The sequence below is a fragment of the Paenibacillus sp. TY11 genome (assembly GCF_059772165.1).
In genome coordinates this window covers 122,440-137,549 of the sequence record NZ_JCBAIQ010000012.1, presented here as the reverse complement: position 1 = coordinate 137,549, position 15,110 = coordinate 122,440, and the positions used below count along the sequence as shown (strand labels likewise).

13 protein-coding genes are annotated in these 15,110 nt (G+C 45.8%); 1 reads left to right on the top strand and 12 read right to left on the bottom strand.

The window, feature by feature from the left end:
- Positions 1 to 9: 9 nt before the first annotated feature.
- From AC6EJC_RS15490 to AC6EJC_RS15435, 12 genes are all read right to left on the bottom strand, one after another.
- Positions 10 to 378 carry an ArsR/SmtB family transcription factor gene (locus AC6EJC_RS15490; protein ID WP_007432172.1) on the bottom strand — a complete coding sequence of 123 codons (369 nt, stop codon included), beginning with the start codon at positions 376 to 378 and terminating at the stop codon, positions 10 to 12.
- Positions 379 to 526: 148 nt separating this feature from the next.
- Positions 527 to 1,651, bottom strand: coding sequence for an NADH:flavin oxidoreductase (locus AC6EJC_RS15485; RefSeq protein WP_444954745.1), 1,125 nt, complete (start codon positions 1,649 to 1,651; stop codon positions 527 to 529).
- A gap of 304 nt (positions 1,652 to 1,955) precedes the next feature.
- Positions 1,956 to 2,291: a cytochrome o ubiquinol oxidase subunit IV gene (gene cyoD, locus AC6EJC_RS15480; protein ID WP_430192210.1), complete on the bottom strand. Its 336-nt coding sequence runs from the start codon at positions 2,289 to 2,291 to the stop codon at positions 1,956 to 1,958.
- A complete protein-coding gene (cyoC, locus tag AC6EJC_RS15475) occupies positions 2,292 to 2,900 on the bottom strand; it encodes a cytochrome o ubiquinol oxidase subunit III (protein WP_444954744.1) in 609 nt (202 codons plus the stop codon).
- A complete protein-coding gene (locus AC6EJC_RS15470) occupies positions 2,900 to 4,876 on the bottom strand; it encodes a cbb3-type cytochrome c oxidase subunit I (protein ID WP_444954743.1) in 1,977 nt (658 codons plus the stop codon). The genes cyoC and AC6EJC_RS15470 overlap by 1 nt, the downstream gene beginning before the upstream one ends.
- Positions 4,877 to 4,901: 25 nt before the next feature.
- The gene (gene cyoA / locus AC6EJC_RS15465) at positions 4,902 to 5,885 is read right to left on the bottom strand and encodes a ubiquinol oxidase subunit II (RefSeq protein ID WP_444954742.1); all 984 of its coding nucleotides are present in this window, start codon (positions 5,883 to 5,885) and stop codon (positions 4,902 to 4,904) included.
- 338 nt (positions 5,886 to 6,223) lie between these two features.
- Complete coding sequence (locus tag AC6EJC_RS15460; protein WP_444954741.1) at positions 6,224 to 6,472, bottom strand: hypothetical protein; 249 nt, start codon at positions 6,470 to 6,472, stop codon at positions 6,224 to 6,226.
- Between the two features lie 215 nt (positions 6,473 to 6,687).
- A complete protein-coding gene (locus tag AC6EJC_RS15455) occupies positions 6,688 to 8,034 on the bottom strand; it encodes a GH1 family beta-glucosidase (RefSeq protein WP_444954740.1) in 1,347 nt (448 codons plus the stop codon).
- Complete coding sequence (locus tag AC6EJC_RS15450) at positions 8,031 to 10,511, bottom strand: glycoside hydrolase family 95 protein (RefSeq protein WP_444954739.1); 2,481 nt, start codon at positions 10,509 to 10,511, stop codon at positions 8,031 to 8,033. Before AC6EJC_RS15450 ends, AC6EJC_RS15455 begins: the two co-directional genes overlap by 4 nt.
- A gap of 107 nt (positions 10,512 to 10,618) precedes the next feature.
- Positions 10,619 to 12,313, bottom strand: coding sequence for an ABC transporter substrate-binding protein (locus tag AC6EJC_RS15445; RefSeq protein ID WP_444954738.1), 1,695 nt, complete (start codon positions 12,311 to 12,313; stop codon positions 10,619 to 10,621).
- Between the two features lie 74 nt (positions 12,314 to 12,387).
- Positions 12,388 to 13,290 (bottom strand): carbohydrate ABC transporter permease, encoded by a 903-nt coding sequence (locus tag AC6EJC_RS15440; RefSeq protein WP_023990333.1) that lies wholly within the window; start codon positions 13,288 to 13,290, stop codon positions 12,388 to 12,390.
- 15 nt (positions 13,291 to 13,305) lie between these two features.
- Positions 13,306 to 14,319 (bottom strand): ABC transporter permease, encoded by a 1,014-nt coding sequence (locus AC6EJC_RS15435; protein ID WP_444954737.1) that lies wholly within the window; start codon positions 14,317 to 14,319, stop codon positions 13,306 to 13,308.
- A 312-nt stretch (positions 14,320 to 14,631) separates the two neighbouring features.
- Between AC6EJC_RS15435 and AC6EJC_RS15430 the strand changes: the two genes are divergently transcribed.
- Positions 14,632 to 15,108: a GyrI-like domain-containing protein gene (locus tag AC6EJC_RS15430; RefSeq protein ID WP_444954736.1), complete on the top strand. Its 477-nt coding sequence runs from the start codon at positions 14,632 to 14,634 to the stop codon at positions 15,106 to 15,108.
- The last annotated feature ends 2 nt before the right edge of the window (positions 15,109 to 15,110 follow it).

Genomic DNA, 15,110 nt, shown 5'->3' with positions numbered 1-15,110 from the left:
TATCCAAAATCATTGATGTGATATGTGCTGATGAGTTTGCAAAAAGATCTGCTCCACATGATTATCATCCAGCGAATAAAACACCGTCTTGCCTTCCTTGCGTCGTTTGACAATACGCAGATTGCGCAAATAACGAAGCTGGTGGGATACCGCAGATTGTCCCATGTTCAACACCTGGGTCAGATCATGAACACACAGTTCTTTTTGTGCCAGGGCATAAATCAGCTTGATCCGTGTCGGGTCACCCAGTGCTTTAAACAGCTCCGACATTTTGTATGCGATGGAATCCTCAACAAGGGAAGATTTTATGCGCTCGATTTCCTGATCTGAACCGTGACAAGCCGGCTCGCAATCCAAAGCTTCCGTTTCAGAATTCATCTTTTTCACCCCGTGTATTTCGACTTGATGCTCCTATTATAGCAAATTCGTAGAATTTACGAATAGCTTATATTACAGCTTGCCCTGTAACAGAAAATTTCCAAGTCTCAATGCTTGCCTAAAGCTATAGCTTTACACTACATAAAGCTTAATTCAACGTCTTTAATACTTCATCACTGTAAGGGATAATTTCTTCTATCTGTTGATCACGTAACTTCACCGCAAACGCCGGATCAACCAGCAAAGCACGTCCAACCGCAACCAGATCAGCTTCCTCTCGTTCTACTTGTCCCACGAGTTGTTCTAATCTTGCCTCTACACTACTTGATTGATCGGTCTGACGATTATTATTTTTTTCCAAATCACTCAAAAAGGCCTTCTCCAAACCAATGGAGCCCACAGTAATAACTGGCTTGCCTGTTATCTTTTTGGTCCAAGCTGCCAGGTTTAGATCAGACCCTTCAAATTCCGGTTCCCAAAAACGGCGGCTTGAGCAATGGAATACATCCACCCCGGCTTTTACCAATGGAGCGAGAAACTGTTCAAGTTCCTGTGGTGTCTGTGCCAGCTTGTCTTCATAGTGGTACATCTTCCACTGGGAGAATCGCAGTACAATTGGGAAATCCGGCCCCACTGCACGACGACAAGCCTCAATGACCTCCACCGCAAACCGAGTACGTTGGGCTAAATTGCCTCCATATTGATCGGTGCGCTTGTTGGTTTTGTCCCAGAAAAATTGATCAATTAAATAGCCGTGTGCTCCGTGAAGTTCAATGCCGTCAAAACCCACTCGCTGGGCATCAGCAGCGGCCTGGGCATAGGCTGCGATAATATCCACAATCTCTGCCTCCGTCAACGGCTTAACTACCTTTTCACCGGCGGGTGAGATACCGGACGGACCAACGGGTAATGCCTCGGGATTCGGTTGATTATCCGCGCCTATTTTCCGGGCCGTACCTACATGCCAGAGTTGCGGTATAATCTTGCCACCTACCGCATGGACCTCCTCTACTACCTTAGCCCACCCCTTCAATCCCTCACCATAAAAGTTAGGAATACTTGTATGCTCCACTGCTGCGGGATGATTAATAGCAGTTCCCTCCGTAATAATCAATCCAACCGCATTTTCCGCACGGCGACGATAATACGCGGCCACGTCAGGCCCTGGAATACCTTGAGGAGAAAAATTCCGTGTCATTGGCGCCATAACAATCCGATTGGGAAGAGATAAATTACCTGCCTTAAAAGGTTTAAACAGTAATTCTGTATTCATTACTTTTTCCTCCGCTCTCCACTAGTATTATCGTTTTTACTCCACTGTTATACAATTCCATTTTACACATATGTAAACTTGAGTTCAAGCAGCCACAGTTTATAATTCCAATATGCTTAATACAAAAAAAAGAGGAAGCAGCTCTATGTCCGCTTCCTCTTACCTAATTAGTTTGTACTTGAGTGATTTTGCAAAAATCCAATAAGCGACTTCCAATGAACAAAATATAGATCGAAATGGTTTAGTTCGTCTATATTTTGCACTTAGGAGTGACTGGAATCGAATTTTGCAAAATCCTGACTTATTAGTGTGCTACCATGTTGTATTCCATAATCCATACAGAACCACCAACGACGGTCAACAGGATAACTACACCGAAAATCAAAGTCATGACATTCCAGCGTGGTCCATTGCTTTCACGGATGTGCATGAAGAAGAAAAGCTGAACCAGAAATTGCAGTACTGCCGCGGCTAAAATAACAACCATGGTCGAAGTGCGACTCAACATATGATTCATAACCACACCGAGAGGAATGATGGTCAGTACGATGGACAGAATAAATCCGATAACATAGGATTTCACTGAACCGTGAGAATCATCATGACCATGCGAACCCGCTCCTGATTGATGCTGTGCCATCTACATCACCCCCATCAAATAGACGACTGTCAGCAAGAAGATCCAGACAGCGTCCAAAAAGTGCCAGTACAAGCTCAATGCCGAAACTTTGCCCTTCGTCTCTGAAGTAAGCCCGCGTTTTTTCAACTGGAACATGAGTCCAATCATCCAAACCAGACCTAATGAAACGTGAAGTCCGTGCGTTCCGACCAAAGTGAAGAATGCCGACAAGAACGCACTGGTTCCAAAATTGGCTCCTTCGTGTACAATCTCAACAAACTCGTAAACCTCAAAACCGATAAAACCAAGACCCAGGATCGCCGTCACGATTAACCAGTTGATTAATCCCTTCATGCTTCCTTTGTTCATAGCCAACACAGCCAGACCACTTGTGAAGCTGCTCGTGAGCAAGAGGAACGTTTCAATAATAACGCCCGTCATGTTAAACAGCTCTGCGCCACCCGGTCCTCCGGCTGTGTTGTTCCGAAGGACGACGTAGGTTGCGAACAAGGTACTGAACAGGATCACGTCCGTTACGAGGAAGATCCAAAAACCAAGCATCTTCAATTCTTGCGGATCGTGATGCCCGTGGTCATGATCATGGCTTTGGTGTGCTGCAGCTTGTGCCATTATACAGACCCCCTTATTGCCGCTTCCGTGCGTTTTACTTCATCCGCAGGGATATAGTAGTCGCCATCATAAGAGAAGAACGAACGACAAATCATACAAATTGCCACACCGATCAGCCCTGGAATATAGAAGAACGACCATCCGAATACGAACCCGAAACCTGCAATGAAAAAGAATACCGACATAATGAATGGAATCGCCGAGTTTTTCGGCATATGAATCGCTTCAATTGGCGGTTGCTTTCTGAAAATACCTTTTGCACGTTTATCTTTTTCTGCCCACCAGTCATCGCGTTCTTCTACTTGCGGAATGGTAGCAAAATTGTATTCCGGTGCAGGTGAAGGAATCGACCATTCCAACGTATGACCACCCCAAGGGTCACCTGTTGTATCCTTCAGCTTGCGGTAATTCTTGATACCCAGAAGAATTTGAAGAACCTGGAACAAGAAACCAATCCCCATCAGGAATGCCCCAACGGTCGAAACGAGGTTAAGCGGCTGCCAGCCGGTATCCCAGCCATAAGTGCTCAGACGACGCGTCATACCCATCAGACCAAGGGAATATTGCGGAATAAAGCATACATAGAAACCGATGTTCCAGAACCAGAAAGCCCATTTACCAGGCGTTTCAGGCAATGTGAAACCGAACATTTTAGGCCACCAATAGTACAGACCTGCCAAGTAACCGAACACTACACCACCGATCAAAGCGGAGTGAAAGTGAGCGATCAGGAAGTAACTGTTATGGAACTGGAAGTCTGCAGGCGCTACAGACAACATTACGCCCGTCAAACCTGCAATCAGGAAGTTCGGAATAAAAGCAATTGACCACATCATAGGGGTCTTGAATGTGATCTTACCCCGATACATCGTGAACAGCCAGTTAAATACTTTAACCCCTGTCGGTATTGCGATAACCATCGTCGAAATCGCAAAGAATGCATTAACATCTGCCCCTGATCCCATCGTGAAGAAGTGATGCGCCCAGGTGAAGAAGGACAAGATAGCAATAATGAACATGGCGTAAACCATGGACTTGTATCCAAACAATTTCTTTTTGGAGAACACGCTGATGACCTCGGAATAAATACCGAAGGCAGGCAAAACTACAATGTATACCTCAGGGTGACCCCACATCCAGATCAAGTTGATATACATCATCGGGTTACCGCCGAAATCAAGGGTAAAGAAGTGTCCTCCTCCGAAGCGGTCAAGGAATAGCAGTGCTAAAGTAACCGTCAGAATTGGAAACGCGAAAATGATAATAACACATGATGAAAATACGGACCACGTAAAGACAGGAATCTTCATCCAAGTCATACCAGGTGCACGCATTTTGATAATGGTAACAATGAAGTTGATACCCGTAGCCAATGAACCTATACCAGAAATCTGAATACCCCAGATATAGAAGTTCTGACCGACGCCGGGACTAAATTGCAGTTCTGAAAGCGGTGGATAACTCAACCAGCCTGCGTCTGGCGAACCGCCGATAACGAAGGACAGGTTGAACAACATCGCTCCCATAAAGAAAAGCCAGAAGCTCAATGCGTTCAGGAAAGGAAACGCAACGTCACGCGCACCAATTTGAAGGGGTACGGCGATGTTAAACAAACCAAACATCAACGGCATCGCCATAAACAAGATCATGATCGTGCCATGTGTTGTGAAAATCTGGTTGTAATGCTCAGGATGCAGGAGTGTAACATCCGGTGTAGCAAGTTGAATACGCATCAATAATGCATCCACGCCTCCGCGGAATAACATCAAGATGGCCGCAAGAATATACATAATACCGACTTTTTTATGGTCAACGGTAGTCAACCAGTTTTTCCAAAGCCAGCCCCATTTTTTGAAATAAGTGAGCACAAACACGATCCCGATCGTTGCTAGTGCGATAGAAACGTCCGCTCCATAGATCATCGGATCTCCAGTAACGAAGAAAGTGGATGCAAACTCTTTTATTTTGTCAAGCATTGGGGGCCTCCTTCCCTATAATCATTTAATTGTGTCCGCTCATATTCATATGACTCATGTCCATTCCAGCATGATCTTCTGTGCCGGACTTGGTTGAATCTTCTGTGGATGTAGCTCCGCCATGTCCAGCATGGGGGTTAGGAGCCCCTTCCACTACATACTTGTTGACAATCTCTTTGAACAAGCCATCTGGAATCGAAGAATACTCATCAGGCTGGGACAAACCTGGTTTTGCAAGCGCCAAATAGCCGTCTTTCGTCAGCGGCTTAGACTGCTTCTTGATGTCAGCGACCCAGTTTTTATACTCTTCATCCGACTGGACTTCTACATCAAAACGCATTTGTCCAAAATGCTCACCGCTAAAGTTTGCACCCGAACCAAAGTAAGTTCCTTCGTGATCGGCCTGCAAATGCAGTTTCATAGCCATGCCTGACATGGTGTAGATTTGTCCGCCCAATTGCGGAATCCAGAACGAGTTCATCGGTGCGTCGGCAGTCAGTTCAAAACGGACTGGAACACCTTTAGGAATGTGAACTTGGTTAACTGTAGCTATACCTTCCTCTGGGTACATAAAGAGCCATTTCCAGTCCAGTGAAGTCACTTGAATGGTTACTGGCTTTTGTGTACTTGCCAACGGCTTGGAAGGCTCCAGCAAGTAGGTATATCTTGCAGTAATGACCGCAATAATACAGATAACGATAATTGGAATAGCCCACCATGTGGTCTCCAGCTTTTTGCTGTCATCCCAGTGGGGTTGATACTTCACCTTGTTTGCCGGTGTATCACGATACCGCCAAATGATGAAGAAAGTCAAAATCATGACCGGTACAATTATTAGCGCAGACAATGCCGTTGTAAGAATGATCAGCTCTTTTTGTGCTTGCCCAATAGGTCCTTTCGGATCGAAAACAACGTATTTTCCGCCAGCATAAAAACACGTCCAAATGAGCAATGCTACCGTGAGCACGGTCAAAACCAACGCAATAATCGCTTTTGGTTTTTTGTTCATGTTGTTCCCCTCTCCTTAAATAATAAATTACTCAAAACTTTACGAACTCCTGTAATGTTGCCCCTATATAAGATAGCAGAAAAGCGGCCACTTTTTTTATTGTTAACAAAATTGTCGATTATTTGTCCGTTTTTTGTGAAAAACCTCTCTTAAAATAAAATTTCTCTTGCAAATTCAAAATCTTTTATTACTTCAAAGATGACATAAAAAACGATATTTTTATAACGCAAAGAAGCTATATATGCAAAAAGCGGGACTCCTTACAGTTATCATGCTACACTGCTCGAAGCCCCACGTTGTTGTTTTCGTTATATATTTTCTTTCATTTTCTAATTGTATTAACTGCGGCCGTTTTCCTGGTCTTCCTTCTTGCGTGCAATGACAAATGATTTCCCTATTAGAAAAATAAAAATTCCGGCAACAACGCAGCCAATACCTGTCATTAAATATATATTACGATCAGTTAAATTTCCTATATCAAGCAAAATAAGGATAATACCTGCAATACAGGCGATCCAAGCGATAACAGATACCGTGCGGCTCATTTGCCCGTCAGTTGATCCTGATTTCCTAAAATTCGAAGCCATACCCTCCACTCCCTTTTGTTTAATGGTTTAAAACGCCCTCGTCAGGTATTTTTTTCAGTATGCACATTTCTTATTTTTATATTCCTGCTAGCCTCTACATACTTAGAACAACCTGTAATTTATCTTAGCTATTATTACCCCGGAGGGCCTCCTATTCAAACAAAAGGGAGCAGCGACAGGACTAAATCTGCTTCTTTTTCAAAACATCTCTTCGTTTAACGTCTGGTCTCCAACCAGTTATTACTTACTACATTTCGATACCAATAGTAACTTTCCTTGGGGGTGCGGACCAGTGTGCGAAAATCGACATAAATCATGCCAAATCTCATATTATATCCCTCTGCCCACTCAAAATTGTCCATAAGTGACCAAGCCATATATCCTTTGACATGAAGGCCGTCATGAATAGCCCGGTGTACCTGCACCAAATGCTGCTGCATGTACGAAATACGACGGTCATCCTGAACCTTGCCATTCACGATTTCATCGTTGATACATGCCCCATTCTCTGTGATGTAAATATCGAGGTTACCGTATTTTTGCAAATAATGCAGTACCTCATACAGCCCACGCGACTCCACCGGCCAGCCGATATCCGTTACGGGTAGTCCCATATTGATTTCTTCAGATTGAAGAAACCCGGCTTCAGGATTGAAGCGATTAACCGACATACTATAGTAATTAATACCGATCATATCAATAGGCTCACCGATCATATCCATATCCCCATCTTGAATGGGTACGGTGGCTCCCTGCTCCGCAAACCAGTCTACTAAAAACTGAGGATACGAACCTTGATAAATAGGCTGGAGAAACCAGTCACTGTGCAGGGAAATGGTGCGCGCACAAGCGGCTTTATCTTCCTCAGAAGTGCTGTAAGGCACAGCCCAGGAGACATTGGGGGCGATACCGATCTGGCCGCTGGTACCGAGCTCGCGGAAACGGCGTACAGAAAGACCATGCGCAACTAGCAGATGATGTCCTACATCAATGGCTGTCTGGAGATTCGTCAGACCCGGGGCATGAACTCCCAGCATATTGGATAAAAAGGCGATGCACCACGGTTCATTGAATGTTAGCCAATGATGTATTTTACCGTGGAACTCGCGGAACATTGTCTCCGCAAACTGGACAAATGCCTGAATCGTGCGACGATTTTCCCATCCTCCGGCATCCTGGAGCACCTGAGGTAGATCCCAGTGATACAGTGTACAAAACGGTTCAATCCCGTTTTCGTTCAACAAATCAACTACGCGATGATAATAGTCCAGCCCTTCTTGATTGACTTCATCGTCACCATTGGGGAATATACGCGGCCAGGACACCGAAAAACGATATGTACGAATGCCCAGCTCTTTCATTAAGCGAATATCTTCCTCGTAGCGATGATAGCTGTCACAAGCTACATTGCCGTTATCACCGTTGAACACTTTGCCAGGCGTATGGGCAAAGGTATCCCAGATAGACAAACCTCTCCCATCCTCCTCATAAGCCCCCTCGATTTGATAGGCTGCCGTTGCGGTGCCCCACATAAAGTCCTGCGGAAATTGAAAAATGGTCATATCGTCTCTTCCTCTCCTTCAATTATAATCGTATGTCCGTTCGTTATTGCCTGCTCTTTGGTAAAAATCCATGACAAAATAAACCCTCCGTGCTTGGGATCAGGCTGAGCCTGACGAGCATCTGCGCTAAACGGATGTGCACTGCGAATCGTGCAGCTTCCCGTCGGGACGGATGCGGTAAGTTCAGCACGGACGAGCCGGGAACCGGACCATTCCATGCCGACCGTCACCCCACCATGCCCCTTCAATCCGCTGACCCGTCCCTCCGACCATGCCGAAGGCAGGGCAGGCAGTAACGTCAGCTCCCCTGGACGGCTTTGGAGCAGCATTTCTGCGATCCCCGCCGTTGCACCAAAATTACCGTCGATCTGAAAAGGCGGGTGAGCGTCGAATAAATTAGGGTAGGTCGATCGCGACAGCAACGTGCGAACATACCGATGCGCGGCATCGCCATCTTCCAGCCGAGCGTACAGGTTAATCAACCAGGCACAGCTCCACCCGGTATGCCCACCACCGTGATCGAGCCGTCGACGCAGCGATATGCGGGCTGCCTCAGCCAACTCCGGGGTATCACGAATATGAATTTGTCGACCGGGGTACAACCCATATAGATGCGAGACATGTCGATGCCCAGGCTCCGCTTCCTCAAAATCGACAAACCATTCCTGTAACTGGCCGTGACGACCGATTTGATAGGGCATTAATCGTTTCCGTGTCTCCTCGCAGCGGTTGCGGAACTCATTGTCTAATTCCAGCAGGTCCGCAGCCTGAATGCAGTTACTCAATAGCTCCCGAATCAGCGTCATGTCCATGGTGGAGCCCATAGATATACTGCAATCTTCGCCGTCCAGCGTTTTGAATTTATTTTCAGGTGATGTGGATGGGGACGTCACGAGCCAACCATCTGGGCCTTCCACGAGCCAATCCATGCAAAAGGCCGCCGCACCCTTCATAAGCGGGTAAGCTTGTTCTGCCAAATAGGCTGTATCCTGGGTAAACAGATAACGCTCCCATAGGTGGGCAGTCAGCCATACACCCCCAAGTGGCCAAAAAGCCCAACTGGCATGGCCGCCTGACGGCCCGGCGTATCTCCACACATCTACATTGTGATGAGCTGTCCACCCTTGAGCACCATAATTGATGGAAGCGACTCTGCGTCCCGTATGACCGACTTCCCCAATCATGTGCAGCAATGGTTCATGGCACTCGCCAAGATTGCACACCTCTGCCGGCCAATAGTTCATCTGTGTATTAATATTGGTTGTATAATTACTGTTCCACGGTGGCTGCACACGGTTATTCCAGATGCCCTGAAGATTGGAGGGCTGACTGCCTGGACGCGAACTGCCCATGAGCAAATAGCGTCCATACTGAAATAACAGCACTTCCAGCCCAGGGTCCGCCTGACCTTTCTGATAACGTTCCAATCGCAGATCGGTCGGCAGAATTGACACTTCGGTTAGAGTGTCATCTCCCAGCTCTAATGCAACCCGGTCAAACAGCTTACGGTGATCCTGTTCATGGCGTTGTCGAACCTGCTCACTTCCCAGCAAAATCGCGCTGTCCAAAGTGACTTGGCATGCTTCTACTGACTCCGTTGCATCACTATTCGGCATAGCGTGGAATCCCCGAAATCCGGTAGCTGCTGCCAAATACACCGTGATTTTATCCGCGCCCGCTATGATCAATGCTCCGTCAGCTCCCGCCGTCAAGGTTCCTCCCTCGGGAATAACCCTCGCCTGAACTGCAAAAGCCATCCCCAAATCATTTTCGTAAACGACAGACTGCGGATGATCGCCGTGATAATTGGATTCCACATGACTGGGCGCTCTTCCGGTCAACGTAATAAAGTCCCTGGACGGTTCATCGGATGGATCATCATCTTTATCGCTATCCCATTTGGATGAATCACCAAAATGTGCATCCTCCCCAACCTCGTCTTCACAAGGATGGGGTGTAGTGATGCGCACAGATGCATGGATCTTCCCGACCTTATTCGCAGTCAGCGACACCATAATGATTCCATCTGGCGCACTGGCGATGACTTCACGGGTGTAGCGGATGCCATCACTATGAAAAGTGACTGCTGCCGTTCCGGTCAGTAAATCCAGTTCCCGTTCATAATGCGCAATTTCCCCAAGGCCCTCCTGCGTAATCCACAAATCCCCCAAAGGCTGATAGGCTTCCGTATCGCGACCCAACATGTTCGTATTAATCAGGTGTTCCGCTTCCTTATATTTTCCATCTGCAATCAGCTTTCTGACGGGTTGCAAATATCGCAATACATCATACTGAACGCCATCTCTGGGAAATCCGGACCAGAGCGTGTCCTCGTTTAATTGCAAATGCTCCTCCCTGATTCCGCCAAATACCATAGCTCCCAGCCTTCCATTGCCAACTGGCAATGCTTCCTCCCATACCTCAGCAGGTTGGCGATACCATAACCGCAGGGACTGCGGCTTTTCGCCTTTCGTCACGTCAAACCCTCCCCTTTGAGATCAAACAGAGCGCCGATCCTGTATTAAACTCTCTAGGACAAGCGCTCTGTCATTTCGGCATTTCAAAGTTTAGTTAAGTTGACTCGTTATTTAGAAGCCTTCCCACTCCATAACTCCACTCTGTCCTTCACCAGTTGCGTGTATTGCTGTTCCATTTGTACAGCGCCGGCGGCATCCAGTTCTTTCAGCATGTTGTCGTACACTGTGTCAAAATTGGAGGCTGGCGCCAAAATAGCCTCCGGTATACGCTTGCGGATAATATCCGTCGTTTTTTTGAACGTAACGTTATAGTTGGATTCATTGTCTGTTGTCAGGTTATAGGCTGCGCCCCAAGGCTTTACATCAAATTCTTCCTTGTCCGGGAACAGCTCCTTCCACGTTTTTACGCCATACGCTTTAAGTGATTCTTTCTCCGGCTCCGAATAAGCCGCGATAATTTGCTCCGGGAATTTGGCAGTATAGTAGTTACCCGTAGGGTCCTTCACACCATCACCATAGTGTCCGCTGATCAACGTGTACAGATCCATTCCGCTTGTTTTGTTGAAGCTGGTGGCGTTGTTCGTTTTTTGCTCCAGTATATTTGCCGGAATGATGCGTTTGCCGTCTTTGATCTCATAATGCTTGCCTTCGATCCCCCAGTTCACTAGCACCTGTCCTTCATCGGAAGCTAAATAATCAAGGAATTTAATAGCCCGCACCGGGTCCTTGCAATTTTCTGTAATACCTACTCCATAACCGGACGTGAAGCCCGTATCCTGAAAGGAACGATCCTTGTATTCCTTCGAAAGTGTAACTGGAAAATGCGCGTAGCTGGCTTCGGATTTACCTGACGCTTTTAACGCATTTTCGGCATCCTGATAACCCCACTCCTGGTCGATCAGACCAAGAACACGACCACTGGCAATTTTGGATTTGTATTGATCACTTTTCTGCACAAACGAATCTTTATCGAGCAGTCCTTCATTGTACATGTGGTTCAACCAACGGAAATATTCCTTTTCTTCCGGACGTTTGTAATGAAGTTGGGCTTCAAATGTTTTGGGATCAATAAAATATTCACCATCATCCGGCGCTCCAGTCGTCTGGAAGGCCGGATTTGTTACGGTAATCATAATTCTCCAGTCGTCTGCATCCAGCGTGAGTGGGATCGTTTTTTTGCCATTGATCGTCGGATGCTTGGCTGCATAGGTTTTGAGTACGTTTTCATAATCCTGTAGCGTTCTTACCTTTGGATAACCTAACTCCTTGAGCACCTTATGCTGAATTTCAAATCCTCCCGTCGCGTCAAAACTCTCCTGTCCCACACCTGCATACGTAGGAATGACATAGATGGATTGATCCTTATTGCTGTACTTCAACCGATCCATATAGGGTCCGTATAGCTTTTTGAGATTCGGTGCGTGATCGTTGATCAGATCTGTCAGATCAATCACGGCCCCCGCATCCACAAGCTTGTTAATATTCGCTTTAGGGGAAACCAGGTCCGGGTATTCTCCACTTGCTGCCATCAAAGCAATTCGGTCATCTCCACCTCCACCGCTGACATCAAATTCCGCATTCAAGGTTACACCTGTTTTCTTGGTGATTTCCTTGCCTATTTCATCCTTCATTCCATTCCATTGCGGGCTTGTATCTGCTCCGAAGAAGCTAAACGTAATCGGGTCTGTGCCGCTGGATGTGCCTTCCTTCGCTGCTTTTTCGCTTCCTCCACAACCTGCGAGTGCGGTAAGTGACACCGCGAGCAAGGGAATCAGTGCAAATCTGGACCAGTGTTTTTTCATGTATAAATCCTCCTATATTCCTATGATGACTTCTCCTGCAAATAACTGCTATTTCACTACCGGAATCCCGGCTTTTATGATTTCACTGCCCCCAGCGTCATACCGCCTACAAAATACTTTTGCAGGAACGGATATACCATCAGAATGGGAAGTGTAACCGTAATTGTAATTGCCATTTTTATCGACTCTGGTGAAATTTGAGCCATTTGCTTAGCCATATCGTTACTATTCGTCATACTGGAGCCGCCTTGCTGCGTACTTTGCAGTATCTTCATCAGCTCATACTGCAGCGTCGTCCATTGCGGCGCCCCACCATTATACAAATACGTATCAAACCAAGCATTCCACTGACCTACTGCCAGAAAAAGAGCAATCGTTGCCAATACTGGTTTGCACAGCGGCAAAATAATCCTCCAGTAAATCGTAAAATCATTCGCCCCATCGAGTTTGGCAGACTCCTGCAACGCATACGGCAAACCGTCCATAAAGGAACGAATAACAAACACGTTAAATGCGCTAATTAAGCCTGGAAAAATGTACACCCAAAACGAACCCAGCAGATGCAGATCACGCATCAAAATAAAAACGGGCACCATCCCGCCGGAAAAATACATCGTCAACGCCAAAAACGTAGAAATAAACTTACGAGCGCGAAACTCGACCCGACTCAATGTAAAAGCAAGCATAGACGCGCAGATCAATCCGAGTACCGTCCCGACCAAAGTACGAAGAATAGATATTTGCAGCCCCTGAAGAAGGCCATCGTACTGGAAAATCGTTTTGTAATTTTCGAGCGTAAATTGGCGGGGCCATATATAAATACCGCCGCGAACCGTGTCCGTTGAATTGTTCAGGGAAATCGCAAGTACGTTCAGAAACGGGTACAGCGTCAACACCACGATCAGAGCCATGAGGATATAGTTGAACAGGTCAAACAGCTTTTCAGACCGGGTAGCATTAAATGCCTTATTCGTCATTTCGCCTCTCCCTCCCTACATGATGCTTTCTTTGGTCAGTTTTTTGAATATACCGTTCGCTGTAAACAACAGTAGAATGCTGACTACTGAGTTGAAAATACCAATTGCCGTCCCATAAGAGAAGCGACCCAAATTAATCCCGTAATTCAGCGCATACAGATCCAGCACCTCGGAATAATCCGTCACGAGACTATTGCCAAGCAAGAACTGCTTTTCAAAACCGTTGCTCACCAAATGTCCAATCGCCATAATGAACAGAACGGCAATCGTCGAGCGGATACCCGGAAGTGTAATATGCCACATCTGTCTCCAGCGGCTCGCTCCATCCACGCGCGATGCTTCATACTGTTCTTGATCAATTCCGGTGATGGCAGCTAAATAAATAATCGTATTCCAACCTGTCTCTTTCCATATGTCGGAAGCGGTTACAATGTACCAGAACCAGCTCCCCTTTGCCATGAACTGAATTGGTTCATCCACAATATGAAGCGCTACTAATAAATCGTTGACAATGCCTCCGTCAATGGACAGCATCTTGGTGACCAAACCGGCCACAACTACCCAGGATACAAAATGCGGGAGGTAGGATATTGTCTGCACAAACCGTTTGAACAGCATACCACGCAGCTCATTTAACAGAATTGCAAAGAAGATTGGTACAACAAAACCAAATACAATCCCCATCAGGCTCATCGCTAGCGTATTGCGTAATACCAGATAAAATCGTTCATCCTGAAATAGCTCAATAAAGTTATTCAGCCCTACCCATTTCTGGTCCGAAAAAGATTTGGCTGGCTTATAATTTTGAAACGCCATCGTCCAGCCCCAGAGCGGAAGATAGCTGAAAACAAACACCCATATGACGAAAGGAATGGACATAAAATAAAGATACTTTTGCTGCTTCACACTGTCCCACAAGCCTTTTCTACCACGTTCAGGCTTCGGGCCGCGAGCCTTGCGCGGTCTTCCCCGGTTGGATTCAGGAATCACAGCACCATTGTTGGAAGCGGTTTCAGTTGAAGATTCCATAACAAGCTCCTCCTCATCTCTAGATACTATTATCATACTTTGCTGGCTCGGAAGCGGGTACCCGACGAATTAGGGGAAAAATCAGTTCAAAATTAGATATATAGGGGGTCTCTATGCCTTCAAAGCATAAACTTTTTTGCTGATTTCAAACAAAATCGATGCTATATTGGAATATGACTAAAAATAAAGATATTATGGTTGCTTCACACTGTCCCACAAGCTTTAAGCAGTCTACCCCAGTTATAAACAGGGTTATGGTTTGGGGTTTCGTTATAATCAAACTTGACAAACTTATTGGATGGAGGAGACTTTATGGAAACTAAAGTAATAACATTACCTCTTTTTCATGTTGCAGGTTACAGAATCGAAGCAAATATTAATGAATTTGAGTCTGGTCTTGGCAAGAGCATCTATCATTCATTAATTGAAAGAAAAGATGAAATTCGGGACAGGAAAAATGAGAATATAATTTTAATGCAAATTTATCCCATGAAGCCTGATTTTAATCCTCAGGTAGATAAGTTTACAAATATAATCTGTTATGAAATAAGTAAATTAGGTGAGGTTCCATTAAATATGATAAGTCATACTGTAAATGAAAGTAAGTATGTAACTTTCACACATAAGGGGCTTGAATCGGAGCTTAATAATTCGTATGACTACATATATGGCCAATGGATTGAAGATACCGGAAATGAACCGAAGGATTATGATTTTGAGATTTGGGGTGAGAAATATAATCCAGAAAGTTCAGACAATGAGATTGAATTATTTATAGCATTGAAATGAGC